17 protein-coding genes and 1 tRNA gene are annotated in these 15,762 nt (G+C 61.8%); 12 read left to right on the forward strand and 6 right to left on the reverse strand.

Going from position 1 to position 15,762, the window contains the following annotated elements:
* Positions 1 to 390: 390 nt before the first annotated feature.
* Positions 391 to 690 (reverse strand): BA14K family protein, encoded by a 300-nt coding sequence (locus NKI25_RS17365; RefSeq protein ID WP_023680423.1) that lies wholly within the window; start codon positions 688 to 690, stop codon positions 391 to 393.
* Between the two features lie 175 nt (positions 691 to 865).
* On the reverse strand, positions 866 to 1,033 hold the full coding sequence (locus NKI25_RS17370; protein ID WP_023680422.1) for a hypothetical protein: 168 nt from the start codon (positions 1,031 to 1,033) through the stop codon (positions 866 to 868).
* Positions 1,034 to 1,189: 156 nt separating this feature from the next.
* On the opposite strand from NKI25_RS17370, the gene NKI25_RS17375 reads away from it, so the two are divergent.
* The 4 genes from NKI25_RS17375 (at position 1,190) to NKI25_RS17390 (ending at position 2,905) form a co-directional block, all read left to right on the forward strand.
* Positions 1,190 to 1,265 (forward strand) — tRNA-Thr (locus NKI25_RS17375).
* Positions 1,266 to 1,418: 153 nt separating this feature from the next.
* Positions 1,419 to 1,658: a hypothetical protein gene (locus NKI25_RS17380; RefSeq protein ID WP_156937488.1), complete on the forward strand. Its 240-nt coding sequence runs from the start codon at positions 1,419 to 1,421 to the stop codon at positions 1,656 to 1,658.
* Positions 1,659 to 1,933: 275 nt separating this feature from the next.
* Positions 1,934 to 2,131: a hypothetical protein gene (locus NKI25_RS17385; protein ID WP_084641813.1), complete on the forward strand. Its 198-nt coding sequence runs from the start codon at positions 1,934 to 1,936 to the stop codon at positions 2,129 to 2,131.
* A 135-nt stretch (positions 2,132 to 2,266) separates the two neighbouring features.
* Positions 2,267 to 2,905, forward strand: a complete 639-nt coding sequence (locus NKI25_RS17390; protein ID WP_352570926.1) for a cupin domain-containing protein — start codon at positions 2,267 to 2,269, stop codon at positions 2,903 to 2,905.
* A gap of 64 nt (positions 2,906 to 2,969) precedes the next feature.
* On the opposite strand, the gene NKI25_RS17395 is transcribed toward NKI25_RS17390, so the two are convergent.
* Complete coding sequence (locus tag NKI25_RS17395) at positions 2,970 to 3,536, reverse strand: DUF2569 family protein (protein ID WP_352570925.1); 567 nt, start codon at positions 3,534 to 3,536, stop codon at positions 2,970 to 2,972.
* A 140-nt stretch (positions 3,537 to 3,676) separates the two neighbouring features.
* On the opposite strand from NKI25_RS17395, the gene NKI25_RS17400 reads away from it, so the two are divergent.
* Positions 3,677 to 3,877 (forward strand): DUF2905 domain-containing protein, encoded by a 201-nt coding sequence (locus NKI25_RS17400; RefSeq protein ID WP_023679908.1) that lies wholly within the window; start codon positions 3,677 to 3,679, stop codon positions 3,875 to 3,877.
* 55 nt (positions 3,878 to 3,932) lie between these two features.
* Here NKI25_RS17400 and NKI25_RS17405 read toward each other — a convergent pair whose 3' ends face one another.
* Entirely contained in the window at positions 3,933 to 4,547 is a 615-nt protein-coding gene (locus NKI25_RS17405) for a TetR/AcrR family transcriptional regulator (RefSeq protein ID WP_352570924.1), read from the reverse strand.
* 91 nt (positions 4,548 to 4,638) lie between these two features.
* Here NKI25_RS17405 and NKI25_RS17410 point away from each other — a divergent pair, with 91 nt between their 5' ends.
* From NKI25_RS17410 to NKI25_RS17440, 7 genes are all read left to right on the forward strand, one after another.
* The gene (locus tag NKI25_RS17410) at positions 4,639 to 5,745 is read left to right on the forward strand and encodes a polyamine ABC transporter substrate-binding protein (protein ID WP_352724703.1); all 1,107 of its coding nucleotides are present in this window, start codon (positions 4,639 to 4,641) and stop codon (positions 5,743 to 5,745) included.
* Between the two features lie 13 nt (positions 5,746 to 5,758).
* On the forward strand, positions 5,759 to 6,601 hold the full coding sequence (locus tag NKI25_RS17415) for an ABC transporter permease (protein WP_352724704.1): 843 nt from the start codon (positions 5,759 to 5,761) through the stop codon (positions 6,599 to 6,601).
* Positions 6,602 to 6,603: 2 nt separating this feature from the next.
* The gene (locus tag NKI25_RS17420; protein ID WP_352755283.1) at positions 6,604 to 7,386 is read left to right on the forward strand and encodes an ABC transporter permease; all 783 of its coding nucleotides are present in this window, start codon (positions 6,604 to 6,606) and stop codon (positions 7,384 to 7,386) included.
* Positions 7,383 to 8,453: an ABC transporter ATP-binding protein gene (locus NKI25_RS17425; RefSeq protein WP_352998856.1), complete on the forward strand. Its 1,071-nt coding sequence runs from the start codon at positions 7,383 to 7,385 to the stop codon at positions 8,451 to 8,453. Before NKI25_RS17420 ends, NKI25_RS17425 begins: the two co-directional genes overlap by 4 nt.
* A complete protein-coding gene (locus NKI25_RS17430) occupies positions 8,450 to 9,211 on the forward strand; it encodes an MBL fold metallo-hydrolase (protein WP_023679914.1) in 762 nt (253 codons plus the stop codon). Before NKI25_RS17425 ends, NKI25_RS17430 begins: the two co-directional genes overlap by 4 nt.
* A gap of 460 nt (positions 9,212 to 9,671) precedes the next feature.
* Positions 9,672 to 10,445, forward strand: a complete 774-nt coding sequence (locus NKI25_RS17435; RefSeq protein WP_023679915.1) for an NAD kinase — start codon at positions 9,672 to 9,674, stop codon at positions 10,443 to 10,445.
* Between the two features lie 190 nt (positions 10,446 to 10,635).
* Positions 10,636 to 12,237, forward strand: coding sequence for a DEAD/DEAH box helicase (locus tag NKI25_RS17440; RefSeq protein ID WP_352570918.1), 1,602 nt, complete (start codon positions 10,636 to 10,638; stop codon positions 12,235 to 12,237).
* An 81-nt stretch (positions 12,238 to 12,318) separates the two neighbouring features.
* Here NKI25_RS17440 and NKI25_RS17445 read toward each other — a convergent pair whose 3' ends face one another.
* Positions 12,319 to 14,331: a BTAD domain-containing putative transcriptional regulator gene (locus tag NKI25_RS17445; protein ID WP_352570917.1), complete on the reverse strand. Its 2,013-nt coding sequence runs from the start codon at positions 14,329 to 14,331 to the stop codon at positions 12,319 to 12,321.
* Positions 14,332 to 14,778: 447 nt separating this feature from the next.
* Positions 14,779 to 15,720 (reverse strand): LysR family transcriptional regulator, encoded by a 942-nt coding sequence (locus NKI25_RS17450; RefSeq protein ID WP_352570916.1) that lies wholly within the window; start codon positions 15,718 to 15,720, stop codon positions 14,779 to 14,781.
* Between the last annotated feature and the right edge of the window lie 42 nt (positions 15,721 to 15,762).

Here is a 15,762-nt window from a genome sequence, read left to right on the forward strand (position 1 = left end):
TCCAAAGTCCAAAGCCCCAGGACCCATCACCTTCCGACACGGATTGCAGCACTTCCTGTCCATCGCCCATGGATGGGCGCTTCGAAATGTGTGAATCGCCTAGACGGAAGTGGGGAGAGGTGGCGCGGCGAAGCCGCGACGGAGAGGGGACCGCGCCCTACGAAGGCCCCCTCTCCGGCCGCGGAGCCTGTCCTCGGGCTTGCCGAAGGCAAGACCCGTAGGCGGCCACCTCTCCCCCGCTTCGCGGCGGGCGAGGAACCCAGGTCCTAAGAGGTCGGAGGAACAACCCCTCTGCCCTGCCACTCAGACACACAGAAAAAGGGGCAGTGGGGTGCCCCTTCTTCCGGTTGCCTGAAACGGTCACCTCCTCCCAAGCTGGCATAGTGGCCCTCAAAGCCAGCAGCGATGGCGATAGCCGTCGTAGCCGACATAGGTGTCCGAGTACGGGTCGTAGCTCTGGTAGCGATTGAGGCAGCGCCGGACGTGCCACGAGCCGCCGCCTTCCTCGATATAGACGGTGCGCGGCTGGGCCAGCGCGCTGCCGAGCAGGAAGCCGCCGACACCTGCGGCAATGCCGATGCCGAGGTGCTTGTGCTTGTGATGGGCGGCCGACGGCTGAACGGTGCCGACCAGCATGGCGGCGGCGACAGTGGTGGCGACGAGGCCGGAAACGATGGTGCGCTTGAACATGACGATCTCCTTGTTGTGGGAGGCGATCCAACCGCCTCTTGACCATCAGTCGTCGCAACAAGGAAAAAGGTTCGAAGGTCCTTTTGGATTTTTTTCGAAGGGAGAAATCGCGCGGTCTGATGCGCGACCACGAACGGTCGCGCCGTCGACAGTTCACCGGAACAACCGGCAGGCCTCAGCCCATGCCGGTGATATGGCGAAGCCAGAAGGCGAGCGCGATGAAGCCGATGATGGTGGTGACGCCGGTCCAGTCGATATTGGCGTGCTTCAGGTCCTTGACGAGCTTCACCAGGAGAACCCAGGCCACGACGACGAGCGGGAGAATGATGACAAACCTGATCATGCGACTGCCTCGCTGATGCAATTGCACCTTCGATCAATATAGGAAGCGAATTGGCCGTTTTCAGGACGCCTTGGCGGCAGAACCGGCGCGTTCGCGGCGGCCGAAAACGGAGTTTTGTCTTTACTGGCGCGGCAAATATGGTAACCGGAGCGCCGTGCCCTTGTAGCTCAGCTGGTAGAGCAGCGGTTTTGTAAACCGAAGGTCGGCGGTTCGATTCCGTCCGGGGGCACCAGTACGGGCTTCTTGAGACCTCCGGGGCGCTTGATATCTGCTCATCCCCGATATCCACAGGCCGGGGCCGTCAGGATCGGTAGCACATCAGCTTCAACGCATATATTCCCTAGCGGAAACCATAGTTCCCTAGCGGAAAACCTAGGAGTCTTCGTTGGAGCAGAAACGCACGACCGCCCCCTTCATCAACGGCATATTTGGCGGATTTATCGTCTTCGCCTTCGCGTTCGGTTTCCGTTTCCTGCTAAGTCCCGATCCCGATCCAACATCAAGAGCAACGACAAGCCTTTCAGTACTGGCCTTCGCCATTTGTTTCGGCGCAGCCTTCCTCCGCGAGCACCGGCGCCAGATTGCCGCCGCCAGAGAATATATAAGCCGCCCAAGATCGTATTAGGGGCGTACGTGTCGGGACCGTCCTCGTCGGGTCACCAGAAACTTCCGTGAAATTGCTGGCAAAATCTGTCGCCAGACAACGAGTTAGCATCTCATATCTAGAGACGCTGAGCCAGGGCGTGACTTCGCGGTTGCAGAGCCGTCATTTCGGCCCTCTCTCCCGGCCTCGGCCATCTCGTACCATTCGATTAAATTGCTCCTGTGTATATTAGCACTCGCTCAATTAAGCGCGCCGACAATGTCGGTGCGGCGGGCCAAAAACCAAAGGGTGTTGTCATGCGAAGTGATTTCGCCGCGGCGCGCGAGCTTTTGGAGTGCGCACAAAACCGCCTCTGCGGCGCGGATGAAACGAGCCGACGCGTCAACGAGGCCCTCGACGCGCTGATTGAAGAAATAGCCATCGCGGAATTCCGCAAGGCGCCACTGACGGTCGTGCCGTTTCCGCGAGCGCGGCCGCCTAAGCATGTTCGGTAGAGCGCTGATCGCCCGCGTTGACGAAGAGCCGGCAACTGGTGTTTCCGCAATCGCCCGTTGGAGCGTCGTTGAACGACCAAGCCTTTGACGATAGAGTTGCCGGGCAGTGGTGCTCTGAAACTCCGGAGCCGATCCATGTCACGCTGTGGAGATGTCTACGAGAACAAGGTGACCGGCGAATATGCGGTCATCCTGCGTGGTACCGAAGACCGCGGCCAGGGACCTGGCATCGCTCATCTGACCGCCCGGCCGGGAGCCGCAGTGGTGGGCGAGCACTTCCACCCGAATCTGACGGAACGGTTTACCGTCCTCCGTGGCCGTCTCGACGCTTGCATCGCCGGGAGCACTTTGTCCCTGGGGCCTGGCCAATCCGCCACGGTCGAAGCAGGCGTCGCACATGATTGGTGGAACAGCAGCAAAACCGAAGAAGCGCATGTCCTGGTCGAAGTCGACCGGGCGCCAGGTGCGGACAATGTCGACCCGAACCGTTTCGAGCTGCTGATCGGCATGCTCTTCGGCCTGGCCAATGCCGGCAAGGTAGACAGAAAAGGTAGACCTTCGCCGCTTCAGGCAGCAGTCATCGCCAGGGAATTTGCCGACGTGATCGTCTTCACGCACCCGCCACCTTCGATTCAGCGAGTGGCGCTGGGGATCCTGGCGCCACTCGGCCATCTGCTCGGCTATCGCGCGATCGACCCGGACTACTGCAAGCCGCACGGGCATGTCACGCCGGCTCCTGAAATCCTCGCTAGAGCAGGCCTAGTAGCCGGATGATCCGGGTCCATATTGGGCGCCCGGCATTTTTGTCGGCAGCCATACATAGGACTCGCGGCAAGCTCTATGAAGCACTCGCGACATGACCGGATATGGCGACCCGGTCGAACGTGTTTCTCACCCTGACCGACTTGTAGACGTAGGCGACCCAGATGCCGGTCAGGACAAAAGAAACTGCGGGCATTACCAGCGCATCCCCTGCAAGCACCAAGCTCACAGGAGCGCTCATAACCGCTGAGATCCATACCGCGTCCAGAATAAACACGATTGGTATTGCAAACCACTGATACAGGAATAGCTGCTTGAAGCGGGAACTCCGCCGGAGCATTGCAACGAACACAATCACCTGGAGCACCAGAAACGCCAGCAAGAGGGCAACCTCGCCGTAGACCGCCAAAGTGCCATTCGGGAGCGTCATGAGCTGTCGGTAGCCTTCACTCGATGAGCCCAATGAGACGAGCGTGCGTAGCGGGGAGAAAGCCTGAAGGATCGCCAGCAGCATAAGCCAGCCTCCGAAACCTACGAGAGCCGAAGGATCCTGTAATGGCTTTGCGGCTGACCGAACGGCAAAGAAAACAGGCACGCCGATCAGCAGCAGCACTATAGCCCAATGCCAGATGGAAATCTGCATCCAATCCCTCCCTTGATACCCTTTTAGGTTGTATCAGATTTCAACCTCAACTCAAGAGGCAACATCGAAAGGAAGCGCTGCTTGCAAGACCCGTCAACACTATATTTCTGGTACGATGCTATTTCCGGCAGGATGCTGCCATGTCGCGAACTCTGATCGTCGTTGGTCTCAGCATAGTCGCCATAGGCCTGCTGTGGCCTTGGTTGGCCCGGACCGGCCTTGGCAGGCTGCCCGGCGATATCGTGATCGAGCGTGAGAACTTCAGGCTTTATGTCCCTATCACCACGGGGATACTGGTCAGCATCGTGCTCTCGGCCATTCTATGGCTGATCAACCGTTAGGCGATGCTCCGGCTGCGGCGATTTGTGTTGCAGGCCCTACTCGCCCTTGATCTTCTTACACTCCGATCGCCGCCACCAATATCCTGTTCTGCCTGCGTATCGCCGTGCGCAGTTCGGCAATCCTCGCCTCCTCGCGCTTCACGAATTCGATGAACATCATGTTCATGTTGTTGAAGATGAGTTCGCCGAGCGCCGGCCCGTCGATGTCGCGGCGCACCAGGCCGAGCGCCTGCAGGCGGACGATCAGCGCGCGGATTTGCTCGGTCAATGCCCGGTCGAGCGCGGTATAGGCCTGGCCGAACGGGCTGTCGGGCAGCTGCGTCGAGATCGCCATCGCCTGCCGCCACATCTCCTTGCTGAGATAATGCAGCGAATGTTCGATATAGATGCCGAGCAGCGTATCCAGCGCGTCGCCGACATTGGCCGGCGGGTTGGCGACGACGCCGCGCCCGGCATTCAGCACCTCGTTGACCTCCAGCGAGACGATGGCGCCGAGGATGTCGCCCTTGTTCTGGTAGTAATTGTAGATCGTGCCGACCGAGACTTCGGCCTGCGCCGCGATGGTCTCGATCTTGGCGCCTTCATAACCGGCATCGCGGAATAGGTCCGCTGCCGCCTCGATGATGCGGCGGTGCCGATCCGCCTTCTGCCTTGCCCGCAATCCGCTCATAGCGGCTGTTTGCCACAAAAACAGAATTGACTCAATTTTAGAATTGGTTCAATTTTTTGCCACAAGCCAAAAAGGCAAGGGAGAACACTCGATGCCCATCAAGCTGAAGACCCCCAATCCAATTACCAGGAACCCGCTTTCCGTTCTGAAGAGCCATCTCCAAGGCGCGTGCGCCGCGGCAGCACTGCTGCTGGCGGCTGGCAGCCTCGCTCAGGCGCAGGACCTGAACGCGCTGATCTGGTGCGATCACGCCGATCCGGCGCTGTTGCAGCCGTTCGAGGAGGCGAACGGCGTCAAGGTCAATGTCAAGGAGTTCGAAGGCACCGGCGCCGGCCTGGCCATCGTCGATCAATCACAGCCCGGCGACTGGGACGTGATGGTGATCGACAGCATCGACGTACCGCGCGGCGTCGAAAAAGGCCTGTTCGAGCCGCTACCGGAAGACAAGCTGCCGCTGGTCGACCTTTTTCCGCAGGTGAAGATGGATAGCTCCACCGTCGTCGACGGCAAGCGTTACGGCATCACCGAAAAGTTCGGCTACAACACGATCGGCTACAACAAGACCAAGGTCGACCCGGCCGACATGCAGTCGATGGCCGCGCTGACCGGCGACAAATACAAGGGCAAGATCGCCATCTACGATTATTACCTGCCTGTCATCGGCATGGCCGCACTGGCGATCGGCAAGAAGACTGCCGAGCTGACCGAAGCCGACCTTCCCGCCATCAAGGAAGAGCTGCTCAAAATGAAGGCCAACGCCAAGCTGGTCGGCGAAGTGACCGCCAGCCAGACGGCGCTGGCGACCGGCGAGGTCGACATTCTGGTCGGCGGCGGCGAATGGGTGACGGCGGGGCTGGCCAAGGAAAACCCTGCCCTCGACTTCTCTATCCCGAAGGAAGGCGCCGTGCTGTGGTCGCAGTCGCTGGCAATGTTCAAGGATTCCAAGAACAAGGAGCTGGCGCTTAAATTCATCCAGTACATTATGAGCCCCGAAGGCCAGGCGCGGCTCGCCACCTCGTCCTGCTATTGGGGCATGCCGGCCAGCAGCAAGGCGGCGTTGAGCGACGAGCAGAAGAATATCCTGCGCTTCGACGAGCAGCCGGAATTCCTCGCCCGCGCCCAGTCCTATCCGGCGCCGAACGCGGATCTCGACAAGAAGATGCAGGACGTCTGGACCGAAATGCTGCAGGCGCAATGACCGGCTGCCGGTCGTGAACGCCGTCAACAGCGGGCGTGCCCTGCCCTGGGCGCTGGTCGCGCCGGCGCTCGGCTGGACGTTGCTGTTCTTCGTGCTGCCCTTCGTCGCCATGGCGGTATCCAGCCTGACGGCACATGAAGGCGGCGGCTTCACGCTGTCCAACTACAGCCAGTTCTTTGCCAATCCGTCCTACTGGCAGGCGATGGTGAACTCGCTGCAGGTCACAGCGATCGTCACCGTGATCTCGGTGCTGCTTGCCTATCCCTTTGCCTGGATCCTGGCCGAGCAGGTGCCGGAGCGCTGGCAGCGGCTGGCGCTGATGCTGGCGGTGCTGCCCTTCTGGACCTCCTATGTCGTGCGCTCCTATTCGTGGCTGCTGGTGCTGGCGCAAAACGGCGTCGTCAACCGCGCGTTGACCGGCTCCGGCCTGTTCAGTGAACCGCTGCAGCTCGCCAATACTCGGCTGGCCACAATCACCGGCTTTGTGCATTTCTTCGTCATGCTGTTGACGCTGACGATCTTCGCCAATCTGAAGCAGCTCAGCCCCAGCTACCGCAAGGCCGCCGCCGACCTCGGCGCCGGGTCGCTGCGGACTTTCCTGCATGTCGTTCTGCCGCTGACGCTGCCTGGCATCATGGTCGGCGCCTTCCTCACCTTCGTGCTATGCATCGGCGACTACATCACGCCGCAGATCCTCGGCGGCAACAATGAGCTTTTGATGCCGCAACTTGTCATGATGCAGATCGGCCGGCGCGGCGACTTTCCGCTCGCCTCGGCGCTGTCGATCATCCTGATGGCGGTGGTCACCATTGCCTATCTCGCCTGCGCCCGCTGGCTGAAGATCGAGCGGGCCTGACCATGCGCGCTCTCATCCGCCTTGTCTCCGGCCTTTACGCCCTCGCCATCTACGGCTTCATCTTCTTGCCGGTCGTCGTTCTGGTGCTGTTTTCGCTGCAGGCAACCTCGTTTCCGATCCCGCCCTTCACCGGGCCCTCGCTGCGCTGGTACGAGGCCGTGCTCGCCGACACGCGGCTGACTTCGGCTCTGGTCAATTCGCTGCTGGTGGCGGTCGTCTCCTCGGCTGCCGCCGTCACGCTTGGCTTTCTCTCCGCCTGGGGTTTTGCGCGCTTCGCCTTGCCGGGCTCGGGCCTGATGCGCGGGCTGATCACCTTGCCCCTGACCGTCAGCTATCTCATCATCGGCATGGGGCTGCTGGTGCTGTTCAACTGGGCCGGCGTGCCGAAGTCGCTCATTGCCGCCGGCATCGGCCATGTCGTGATCAACCTGCCGCTCTGCTTTGCCATCGTCTACAGCCAGATGGGCGACCACCAGATCAATATCGAGCGCGCCGCGCGCGACCTCGGCGCCCCCGAATGGAAGGTGCTGCTGCTGATCACCGTGCCTGTCATGGCGCCGGCCATCTTCGCCGGTTTCTTTCTGTCGATGACCTTCTCCTGGGACGAATTCGTCATTTCGTTCCTGTTGACGCGCTTCGATACGACGCTGCCGGTCGAGATCTGGAACCTGCTCCGGTCCGGTCTCAATCCCAAGACCAACGCCGTCGGCTCGCTGGTCTTCGCCGTCTCCATCGTGCTGGTGGTATTGTTCGAGCTGATGCTGTTGCGGAGGAAGCCGGCATGACCGCGCCACTGGTCGATATAAGCTCCGTCTCGCATCGCTTCGGCCAGCATACCGTGCTGAAGAACGTCTCGCTGACGATCGAGGCGGGCAGCTACACGATCCTGCTCGGGCCGTCCGGCTCCGGCAAGACGACGCTTTTGTCCATCCTCGGCGGCTTCGTCACGCCGAGCGAGGGCAAGGTGCTGATCCGCGGCGAGGACTGCACTGCCGTGCCACCGGCGAAGCGGCCGACGACGACCGTGTTCCAGGATTATGCGCTGTTTCCGCATATGAGCGTCGGCAGCAATGTCGGCTTCGGCCTGCGCATGCGGGGTGTCGATGGCGCAACCCGGGCAGCAAGGGCACGCGAGGCGCTGGCGCTGGTCGGGCTCGCCACTGCCTTCGACAAGAAGCCGCACCAGCTTTCCGGCGGTCAGCGGCAGCGCGTGGCGCTGGCGCGCGCCCTGGTGGTCGAGCCGGCGGTGCTCCTGCTCGACGAGCCGCTCGGCGCGCTCGACCTGAAATTGCGCCGGCAGATGCAGGATGAATTGAAGGCGATCCAGAAACGCGTCGGCACCGCCTTCATCCACGTCACCCACGACCAGGAAGAGGCGATGGCGCTGGCCGATCATTGCGTGGTGATGAATGACGGGCGCATCGAGGACGAAGGGCCACCCGAGCGCGTCTATGCACGGCCGGCGACGCGCTTTTCCGCGACCTTCATGGGCGAAAGCACGCTGTTATCGGGAACGGTGACCGAGGCAAAGAGCGCCAAAATCACCGTCACCACGAAGCTTGGGCCGCTCTCGCTGCCCGGCACATTGCCGGTCGGCTCGACCGTTGCGCTGGCCGTCCGCCCGGAGCATCTTGTCCTCGGCGCTGCCGGCGGTGCTGTGGCGCTCGGTACGGCCAAGGTCAGCGACGTCGTCTTCCAGGGCAGCTTCAAGCGTGTGCTGGGGACCTCCACGACCGACCCGGCGCTGCACTTCATCGCCAAGGTTCCCTCGGCATCGGCCGTCCAGCCGGGCGACGTGGTCGCGGTATCGTGCGATGCTGGCGACATCATCCTGCTTGCGGACCAAACATGAGCACGCTTCCAATCATCGACGCTCCTGACTGGTACGAAACTATCCGCATGGGCGATGGCGTGACGCTGATCCACGAGCCGTGGATCAAGCCGTTCTTCCGCTGCAACATCTGGCATGTGCGCGGCCGCGACCGCGATCTTCTGTTCGACACCGGCCTCGGGCATTTCAGCCTGCGCCGCCACGTGCCGCTGGTCACGGAGCGCAAGCTCACCTGCGTGGCCAGCCACACGCATTTCGATCATATCGGCTGCCATCACGAATTTCCCGACCGCTGCGTGCACCCGGCCGAGGCCGAAATCCTCGCCGATCCACGCAACGAATGGACGGTTGCCGACCGCTATGCCACTGACGAGATGTTCGACGGCATGCCGCAAGGTTGGGACACGAAGCGCTACCAGATCCTGCCCGCACCAGCCGGCTGGTTGCTCGAGCAAGGCGACATCGTCGATCTCGGCGACCGTGCCTTCGAGGTCATCCACACGCCCGGCCATTCACCCGGCGGCATTGCGCTCTACGAAAACAGGACGGGCATCCTGTTTTCCGGCGACATCATCTATGACGGCCCGCTGATCGACGACGTCTATCACTCCGATATCGACGATTATGTCGAAACGCTGCTGCGCATGCGCGATCTCGATGTCTCGGTCGTGCACGGCGGCCATTTCCCGAGCTTCGGCAAAGTCCGCTATCGCCAGCTTGTCGACGAGTATCTCGCGCAAAAGCGCCAGGCCGGCTGCCATCTGTTGCAAGCCCGATAAGCACTGGCGCTGTGGCGTTAAAGCGCCCTTTGCGGACAGGGTGTCCCCGCCGCGTCGCCGCAGCGTGAGGCCGTGGGCTCGGGTCTAAAGCTCTTTTCCTCCGACTGGCGCACCAGTTCCGCGAAAGCCAGGGCAAAACTTGCCAGCATCAGGAAGACAATAATCAAGCGTGCCAGCGGCAATAGATCGGCCTCGACTGGTTAGCCCCCACGCCGCCCGTCCGCTGCCGGCTAACATGATCGATATGGCTTTACGAGAGTTTAAGGCGAGTCTTAACCATCACATCATTTTGTCCTCCGACATGATGCGCGAGTGCGGCTTGTTTGGTCGCCATCTGCAGGCATCTCCCTCCCTTTGCAGAAATGCCCACCCATGCTAACCCGGCGCTGGCGCGGCCCAGCAACCGGTCGCCGCCAATCGGTCGCCAGGCGGTCGTCCCAATCGGTTGTCGTTGAGAGCCATGAGCAAAACCGCCAGCCGTTTCGCCTTCGTCTCATCCGGTACCGCCGACGCCAATGCGGCGTTGGAAAGCCTTTCGGCACGCTACGGCCAGGCATCCGTCGAAGAAGCCGGGATCGTCGTGGCGCTCGGCGGCGACGGCTTTCTGCTGCAGACCCTGCGTGAGACGATGAGCACGGGAAAGAAGGTCTACGGCATGAACCGTGGCACCATCGGTTTCCTGATGAACGAATACCGCGCCAGCGGCTTGACCGGGCGCATCGCGGCGGCCGTTGCCGAAACGATCCGTCCGCTGGAGATGCAGGCGGTGACGGCCGAAGGCGAGACGATTTCGGCGCTCGCGATCAACGAGGTCGCGCTTTGGCGCCAGTCGTACCAGACGGCCAAGATCCGCATCACCGTGGATGGGCAGGAGCGGCTGGAGGAATTGCACTGCGACGGCGTGATGATTGCGACGCCGGCCGGCTCGACCGCATATAATCTGTCGGCGCACGGGCCGATCCTGCCGCTCGACGCTCCGCTGCTGGCGCTGACCCCGGTCAGCCCGTTTCGTCCGCGCCGCTGGCGCGGCGCGCTGCTCTCCAACAAGGCGATCGTGCGTTTCGACATTCTGGAGCCGGAAAAGCGGCCGGTGAATGCCGCCGCCGACCACACCGAGGTCAAGGCGGTGACGACGGTCACGGTGAGGGAATCGCCGACGGCAACGGCGACGCTGCTGTTCGATCCCAACCATTCGTGGAACGAGCGCATTCTCGCCGAACAGTTCAGGTATTGAGCCGGCGCAGCGGCCACTGCGCAAATTAAGCATCGCGATTAAGGTTACGACTTCACAATCGCGCCAATGCCGCCCGTTTGTGTTGACAAATCGTGGGCTTGCGCCTACCTGCAATACCAATCTTGCAGGCGCGCGGCGCTTGCCGCGACTGCATATGTTGCGCCCCCGAACCAGCCAAAGACAGCCAAACTTGTCCTCAGACACCCAGATCGCTCAAGAAGCGTTGACCTTTGCAGACCTTGGCCTGTCGCCGAAGGTCCTTTCCGCAGTTACCGATGCCGGCTACACCGAGCCGACGCCGATCCAGGCTGGCGCCATCCCTCACGCCTTGCTCGGCAAGGACGTGCTGGGCATAGCCCAGACCGGCACCGGCAAGACGGCGTCCTTCGTCCTGCCGATGCTCACCCGGCTGGAAAAGGGCCGCGCCCGCGCCCGCATGCCGCGCACGCTGATCCTCGAGCCGACGCGCGAGCTCGCCGCGCAGGTCGAGGAAAACTTCGTCAAATACGGCAAGAACCACAAGCTCAACATCGCACTGCTGATCGGCGGCGTGTCCTTCGACGAGCAGGACAAGAAGCTCGAGCGCGGCGCCGATGTGCTGATCGCGACTCCCGGCCGCCTGCTCGACCATCGCGAGCGCGGCAAGCTCCTGCTCAATGGTGTCGAGATCCTCGTCATCGACGAGGCCGACCGCATGCTCGACATGGGCTTCATCCCCGACATCGAGCGTATCTGCGAGATGATCCCGTTCACCAGGCAGACGCTGTTCTTCTCGGCGACGATGCCGCCGGAAATCACCAAGCTCACCGAGAAATTCCTGCACGCGCCGGTGCGCGTCGAAGTGTCGAAGGCAGCATCGGCCGCCACCAACATTATCCAGCGGCTGGTGAAATCCGGGCCAAAGCCGTGGGACAAGCGCGAGACGCTGCGCAATTTGATGAAAGCCGAGGATGCCGAGCTGAAGAACGCCATCATCTTCTGCAACCGCAAGATCGAGGTATCGGAGCTGTTCCGCTCGCTGCTGAAATATGATTTCGACGCCGGCGCCCTGCATGGCGACATGGACCAGCGCGCGCGCATGCAGATGCTTGCCAATTTCCGTGACGGCAAGCTGCGCTACCTCGTTGCTTCGGATGTCGCGGCGCGCGGCCTCGACATTCCCGATGTCAGCCATGTCTTCAATTACGACGTGCCGATCCACGCGGAGGATTACGTCCACCGCATCGGCCGTACCGGCCGCGCCGGGCGCTCGGGCAAATCCTTCACCATCGCGACCAAGTCGGACACCAAATACATCGACGCCATCGAGCGGCTGATCGGCACGAAGATCGAGTGGCATGACGGCGATTTGTCGACGGTCGTTGCCAGCGAAGGCGGCGAGGATGAGGCCCCGCGCCGTGGCCGCGGTGCGCCACGCCGTGCCGGCCGCAAGGACGACGCCGACGCCAAGGACAGGGGCGAGCGCAAACCGCGTGAACGCCACGTCAAGCGCAGCGAGGAAGCGGCGCCGGAAGCGGTTAGCGAGGAACAGCCAGTCGTGGCCGAAGCCACCGTCGCCGACATCGACGAGCGGCGTACCCGCAAAGAGGCGATCCGGTCGGAAAACAGCGAACGCCAGGCTTCACCTGAACGGAAGGCTTCGCCGGATCGCAACGAAAGGCGCGCGCCCGAACGCGGCGACACCAGGCCGCAGCGCGAGCGCCCTGCCCGCCAGCGACAGGAAGACAATGACGCGACCGTCGGCTTCGGCGACGACATGCCGGCCTTCATGCGGATCGTCGCCAAGGTCTGATGCTGCAGCGCTTGTGCGTCCTGCGGACGCGCGAAGCACCGAAACCTGCATAAGACAGCCTCGCTTCGCGCTGAGATGGGGTTAGTCCGGCAGGCCCGCCTTGCGAAGGCCTTCGATATATCTGCTGCGATCGTCCGGTCGATAAAACGGCGGCAGCACCTCGGCGAGATTCGAAAGCCGCAGCGAGGGATCGAACTCGCAAAGCCGGGCCATCATTTGCTGCGCTTCCGTTAGGCGCCCCGCAAGGGCATGACCCGCCGCCACTACACGCATCGCGCTCACGTAGTTCGGCTGGTGCCGCAGCGACTTTCCCGCCCAAGCGACGGCGTCATCGTAGTGGCCTGCACAAAAATGAGCGAGCCCGGTGTTGAACTGCCAAGCGAACAGGCGTGGATCCAATGGGCTTAGGCGCATGGCAAGCGCGGCGTGCTCGATGGCCTTGCCTGGCTCGCCCAAGCAAGCCCTCACCCAGCTGCTGACGCCCAAAGCAGCGGCCAAGTTCGGGTTGAGAGCGAGCGCGCGATCGATGCAAGCCGCACTATCATCAAGGTCGCCGCCTACGTAGCCGAGGACGTATCCACCGTAGGAAAGCGCAATTGCATCGTCCCTTCCGAGTTCGACCGCTCTCCTGGCCAGTCGAGTAGCTTCGGCAATCTCTTCTGCACGGTCGACCATCCAGCCGTTGCTTTTTCGGGTAGCGTAGCACCGCGCCGCCCGCGCATGGGCTATCGCGAACTCCGGGTCACGGTCGATCGCCTTCATGAAGAGGCGCAAGGCGTCGTCAATCGCCGATCTACTAGTGATCGTTCGGTCAAAGGCCGCCAGCCCGCGGAGATAGTAGTCATAAGCATCGAGGCTTTCTGTCGGTTTGCGTTTGGCACGCTCGATCTCAGCCTCCTCCATTTTCGGTGTGATTGCGCCGACGATGCTCGAGGCGACCTGGTCCTGCAGACTGAAAACTTCGGCGAGCGTTCCATCAAAACGGTCGGCCCAGAGATAGGCCCCCGTCGAGGTGTCGATGAGCTGCCCGGCGATGCGCAGGCGGTCGCCCGCCCGGCGAACACTTCCCTCGACCACATAGCGCACGCCCAGCTCACGCCCGACCTGCTTTATGTCTATGGACCGTCCCCTGTAGGTGAAGCTCGAATTCCGTGCGACCACGAACAGGTGACGAAAGTGAGCCAAGGCGGTGACAATGTCTTCCACCATGCCGTCGGCGAAATATTCCTGCTCCACATCACCGCTTAGATTCTGAAACGGCAGCACCGCAATCGACGGCTGGTCGTCGCGCCTCGTCGGGGCCGCCAGAACCTGCGCCAGTGATGCGGCGGCAGAGCTTGGCTCAGGCCGCTGACGTTCAGTTCTTTCACGGGACTGCAGGGAAGCCGCAAGTGAGCTTGTCTGCTCCTCTGGGTCCGCATTCAGATGTTTTTTTAAAGCTGCCCGACACAGCTCGACCTGGCGCAAGGCCGCGTTTTCGTGACCTCGATGAGCGTGGATGCGGATAAGCGCCCGATGGGCTGCCTCCGCCGTCGGATCCGAGGCGAGCAATCTCTCCGCGAGCCCTTCGCAGGCCGTCTCTTCCGCTGAGCCGGGTGCGGGCAGCGCCAGGCTCAGCCGATCGACCAACTGCAGCGCCTTGCGCTGATACTTGCTCAGATACGGTCCAAACCACTCGTCCAGTTCGTCAGGAATCGTTTGCCCGGCAAGCAGCTCACCGCGATAGAGATCGGCTGCGAAGGCGAGATCGGTGGTCCGGCCCTCCTCTAATTTCCGGTCGAACACCGAGATGTCCGCCTCATCCGGACCGGCAATCAGCACGACGGTCTCCTGATCCCCATCGATGTAGACGGTGGCATCCAAGCTGGCCGGGAACGAGCGCCTGATGTCGACAAGCGCTTGCCGCAGACTATTGCGGGCTTGCCCATTGCTTCGCCCCGGCCAAAAGGCTTCGGAAAGCTGCTCGCGACGATGGCCGCGGCGGCCTGCGAGAACCAGAGCAGCAAAAAGAAGCGAAGTCTTGCGTGTGGCGAACCGGACGGGCCGGTGCTCCGGGGAAGTAACCTCCAGGCCACCAAGCAACCGGATGCGCACAAATCGTCTCCAGACTTTGACCGCAGCGACAGAATAGCATCTCGGTAGATTGATTTAACACCGATTTAACGGCGGATCGTCGGACTCCTCCCAATTGTTCACGCACAGCCGAACAGCCCGAAAACACCTGCGTGGCACGCTCCCACCCGCAAACTCGAAACGGGAGACTAAGAAATGGCTCACACGGGAACTCGCGCCGGCAGCAGCGCGTCCAAACGCCGCTGGCTTGGGTCTGGCCTGAAAAGCGCAGCAATGATGATCACTGCCTTCACGGGGTGGCGGCGGACCGTCGCAAGACGCAGGGCATTGGCAAATTTGACGACCGATCAGCTGAATGACATCGGTCATTCGGAGGTCCATCAACCCGTGGTCAACGCCGCCAAGGCAGTTCTGATCACGAACTTGATGTCGATGAGGTAAGATCGGCGCTCAGATTAGTTTTGCGCCCTAAAGGTTCTTGAGCTCCAGGCGGGATGCCAGCAGGTCCAGAAAAGCGCGAACTTTGGCGGAGGATGATCTGCCTTCCGGCCACACGGCGTGTATCGGCACCGGCACAGGCTCGAATTCGGTCAGAACCAGTTCCAGGCGGCCGTCGTCCACCAGGTGTTTTATCTGCCAAAGCGGCGAGTAGCCCAGACCCAATCCGTGAACCGCGGCTGCATAGATGGATATCATCAAATTCGACCGGAAAGTGCCCGCGACCTTCACCGACCGGGGCTTGCCTTCAATCTGAAACATCCATTCGCCCGGGCGGCCGTCGACAGTTCGTACGATGCAATCGTGCTCACGCAATTCAAGCGGATGGGCCGGTCGGCCGCGTTGCTGGAAGTAGGCAGGTGCGCCGAACACGACGCGCCGCAACGCCCCCAGCCGCTTCGCACGTAAATTGGAATCCGGCAAATTGCCGATCCGGACCGCCAAATCGAGACCCTCGGCATCAAGATCGACAAATTCATCGGAAAGCTGGAGGTCAACCTCGACGCGGGGATATGTCCGCATACAGTCGGCGATGACCGGCATCAGGAAATCCGGGCCGAACAGAACCGGGGCACTCACACGCAGGATGCCCGACGGCTCCGACCGTCGGTTGGCCGCCTGAAGCCTGGCTTCGTTAATTTCCTCGACGGCGGGTTTGATGCGCTGGAAAAAAGCCGCTCCGGCTTCGCTCGGCGTCGAGCGGCGTGTCGTCCTGTGCAGAAGCTCGACCCCGATGGATTCCTCCAATGTCGCCAAGGACCGACTGACCGACTGCAGTGAGCGGTTCAGCCGGCGTGCGGCAGCCGTCAGGCTGCCGTGCTCGACAATGGCAATGAAGGCTTCGAAATCATCTATCCGGCTCATCGCTCCTTTCTCCCGAAAATCGGGAGAAACTATCGCAAAATCGATCAATTGTAACGCAGTTCGCTAGATTTTATCTTCCCTGCATAGGCC

The sequence above is a fragment of the Mesorhizobium sp. M0808 genome (assembly GCF_040320025.1).
GTDB lineage: Bacteria > Pseudomonadota > Alphaproteobacteria > Rhizobiales > Rhizobiaceae > Mesorhizobium.

Bases quoted from the DNA above. Each gene is read 5' to 3' on its own strand.
- NKI25_RS17365 (WP_023680423.1), bottom strand. From the start codon at position 690: ATGTTCAAGCGCACCATCGTTTCCGGCCTCGTCGCCACCACTGTCGCC.
- NKI25_RS17370 (WP_023680422.1), bottom strand. From the start codon at position 1,033: ATGATCAGGTTTGTCATCATTCTCCCGCTCGTCGTCGTGGCCTGGGTT.
- NKI25_RS17385 (WP_084641813.1), top strand. From the start codon at position 1,934: ATGCGAAGTGATTTCGCCGCGGCGCGCGAGCTTTTGGAGTGCGCACAA.
- NKI25_RS17390 (WP_352570926.1), top strand. From the start codon at position 2,267: ATGTCACGCTGTGGAGATGTCTACGAGAACAAGGTGACCGGCGAATAT.
- NKI25_RS17395 (WP_352570925.1), bottom strand. From the start codon at position 3,536: ATGCAGATTTCCATCTGGCATTGGGCTATAGTGCTGCTGCTGATCGGC.
- NKI25_RS17400 (WP_023679908.1), top strand. From the start codon at position 3,677: ATGTCGCGAACTCTGATCGTCGTTGGTCTCAGCATAGTCGCCATAGGC.
- NKI25_RS17405 (WP_352570924.1), bottom strand. From the start codon at position 4,547: ATGAGCGGATTGCGGGCAAGGCAGAAGGCGGATCGGCACCGCCGCATC.
- NKI25_RS17410 (WP_352724703.1), top strand. From the start codon at position 4,639: ATGCCCATCAAGCTGAAGACCCCCAATCCAATTACCAGGAACCCGCTT.
- NKI25_RS17420 (WP_352755283.1), top strand. From the start codon at position 6,604: ATGCGCGCTCTCATCCGCCTTGTCTCCGGCCTTTACGCCCTCGCCATC.
- NKI25_RS17425 (WP_352998856.1), top strand. From the start codon at position 7,383: ATGACCGCGCCACTGGTCGATATAAGCTCCGTCTCGCATCGCTTCGGC.
- NKI25_RS17430 (WP_023679914.1), top strand. From the start codon at position 8,450: ATGAGCACGCTTCCAATCATCGACGCTCCTGACTGGTACGAAACTATC.
- NKI25_RS17435 (WP_023679915.1), top strand. From the start codon at position 9,672: ATGAGCAAAACCGCCAGCCGTTTCGCCTTCGTCTCATCCGGTACCGCC.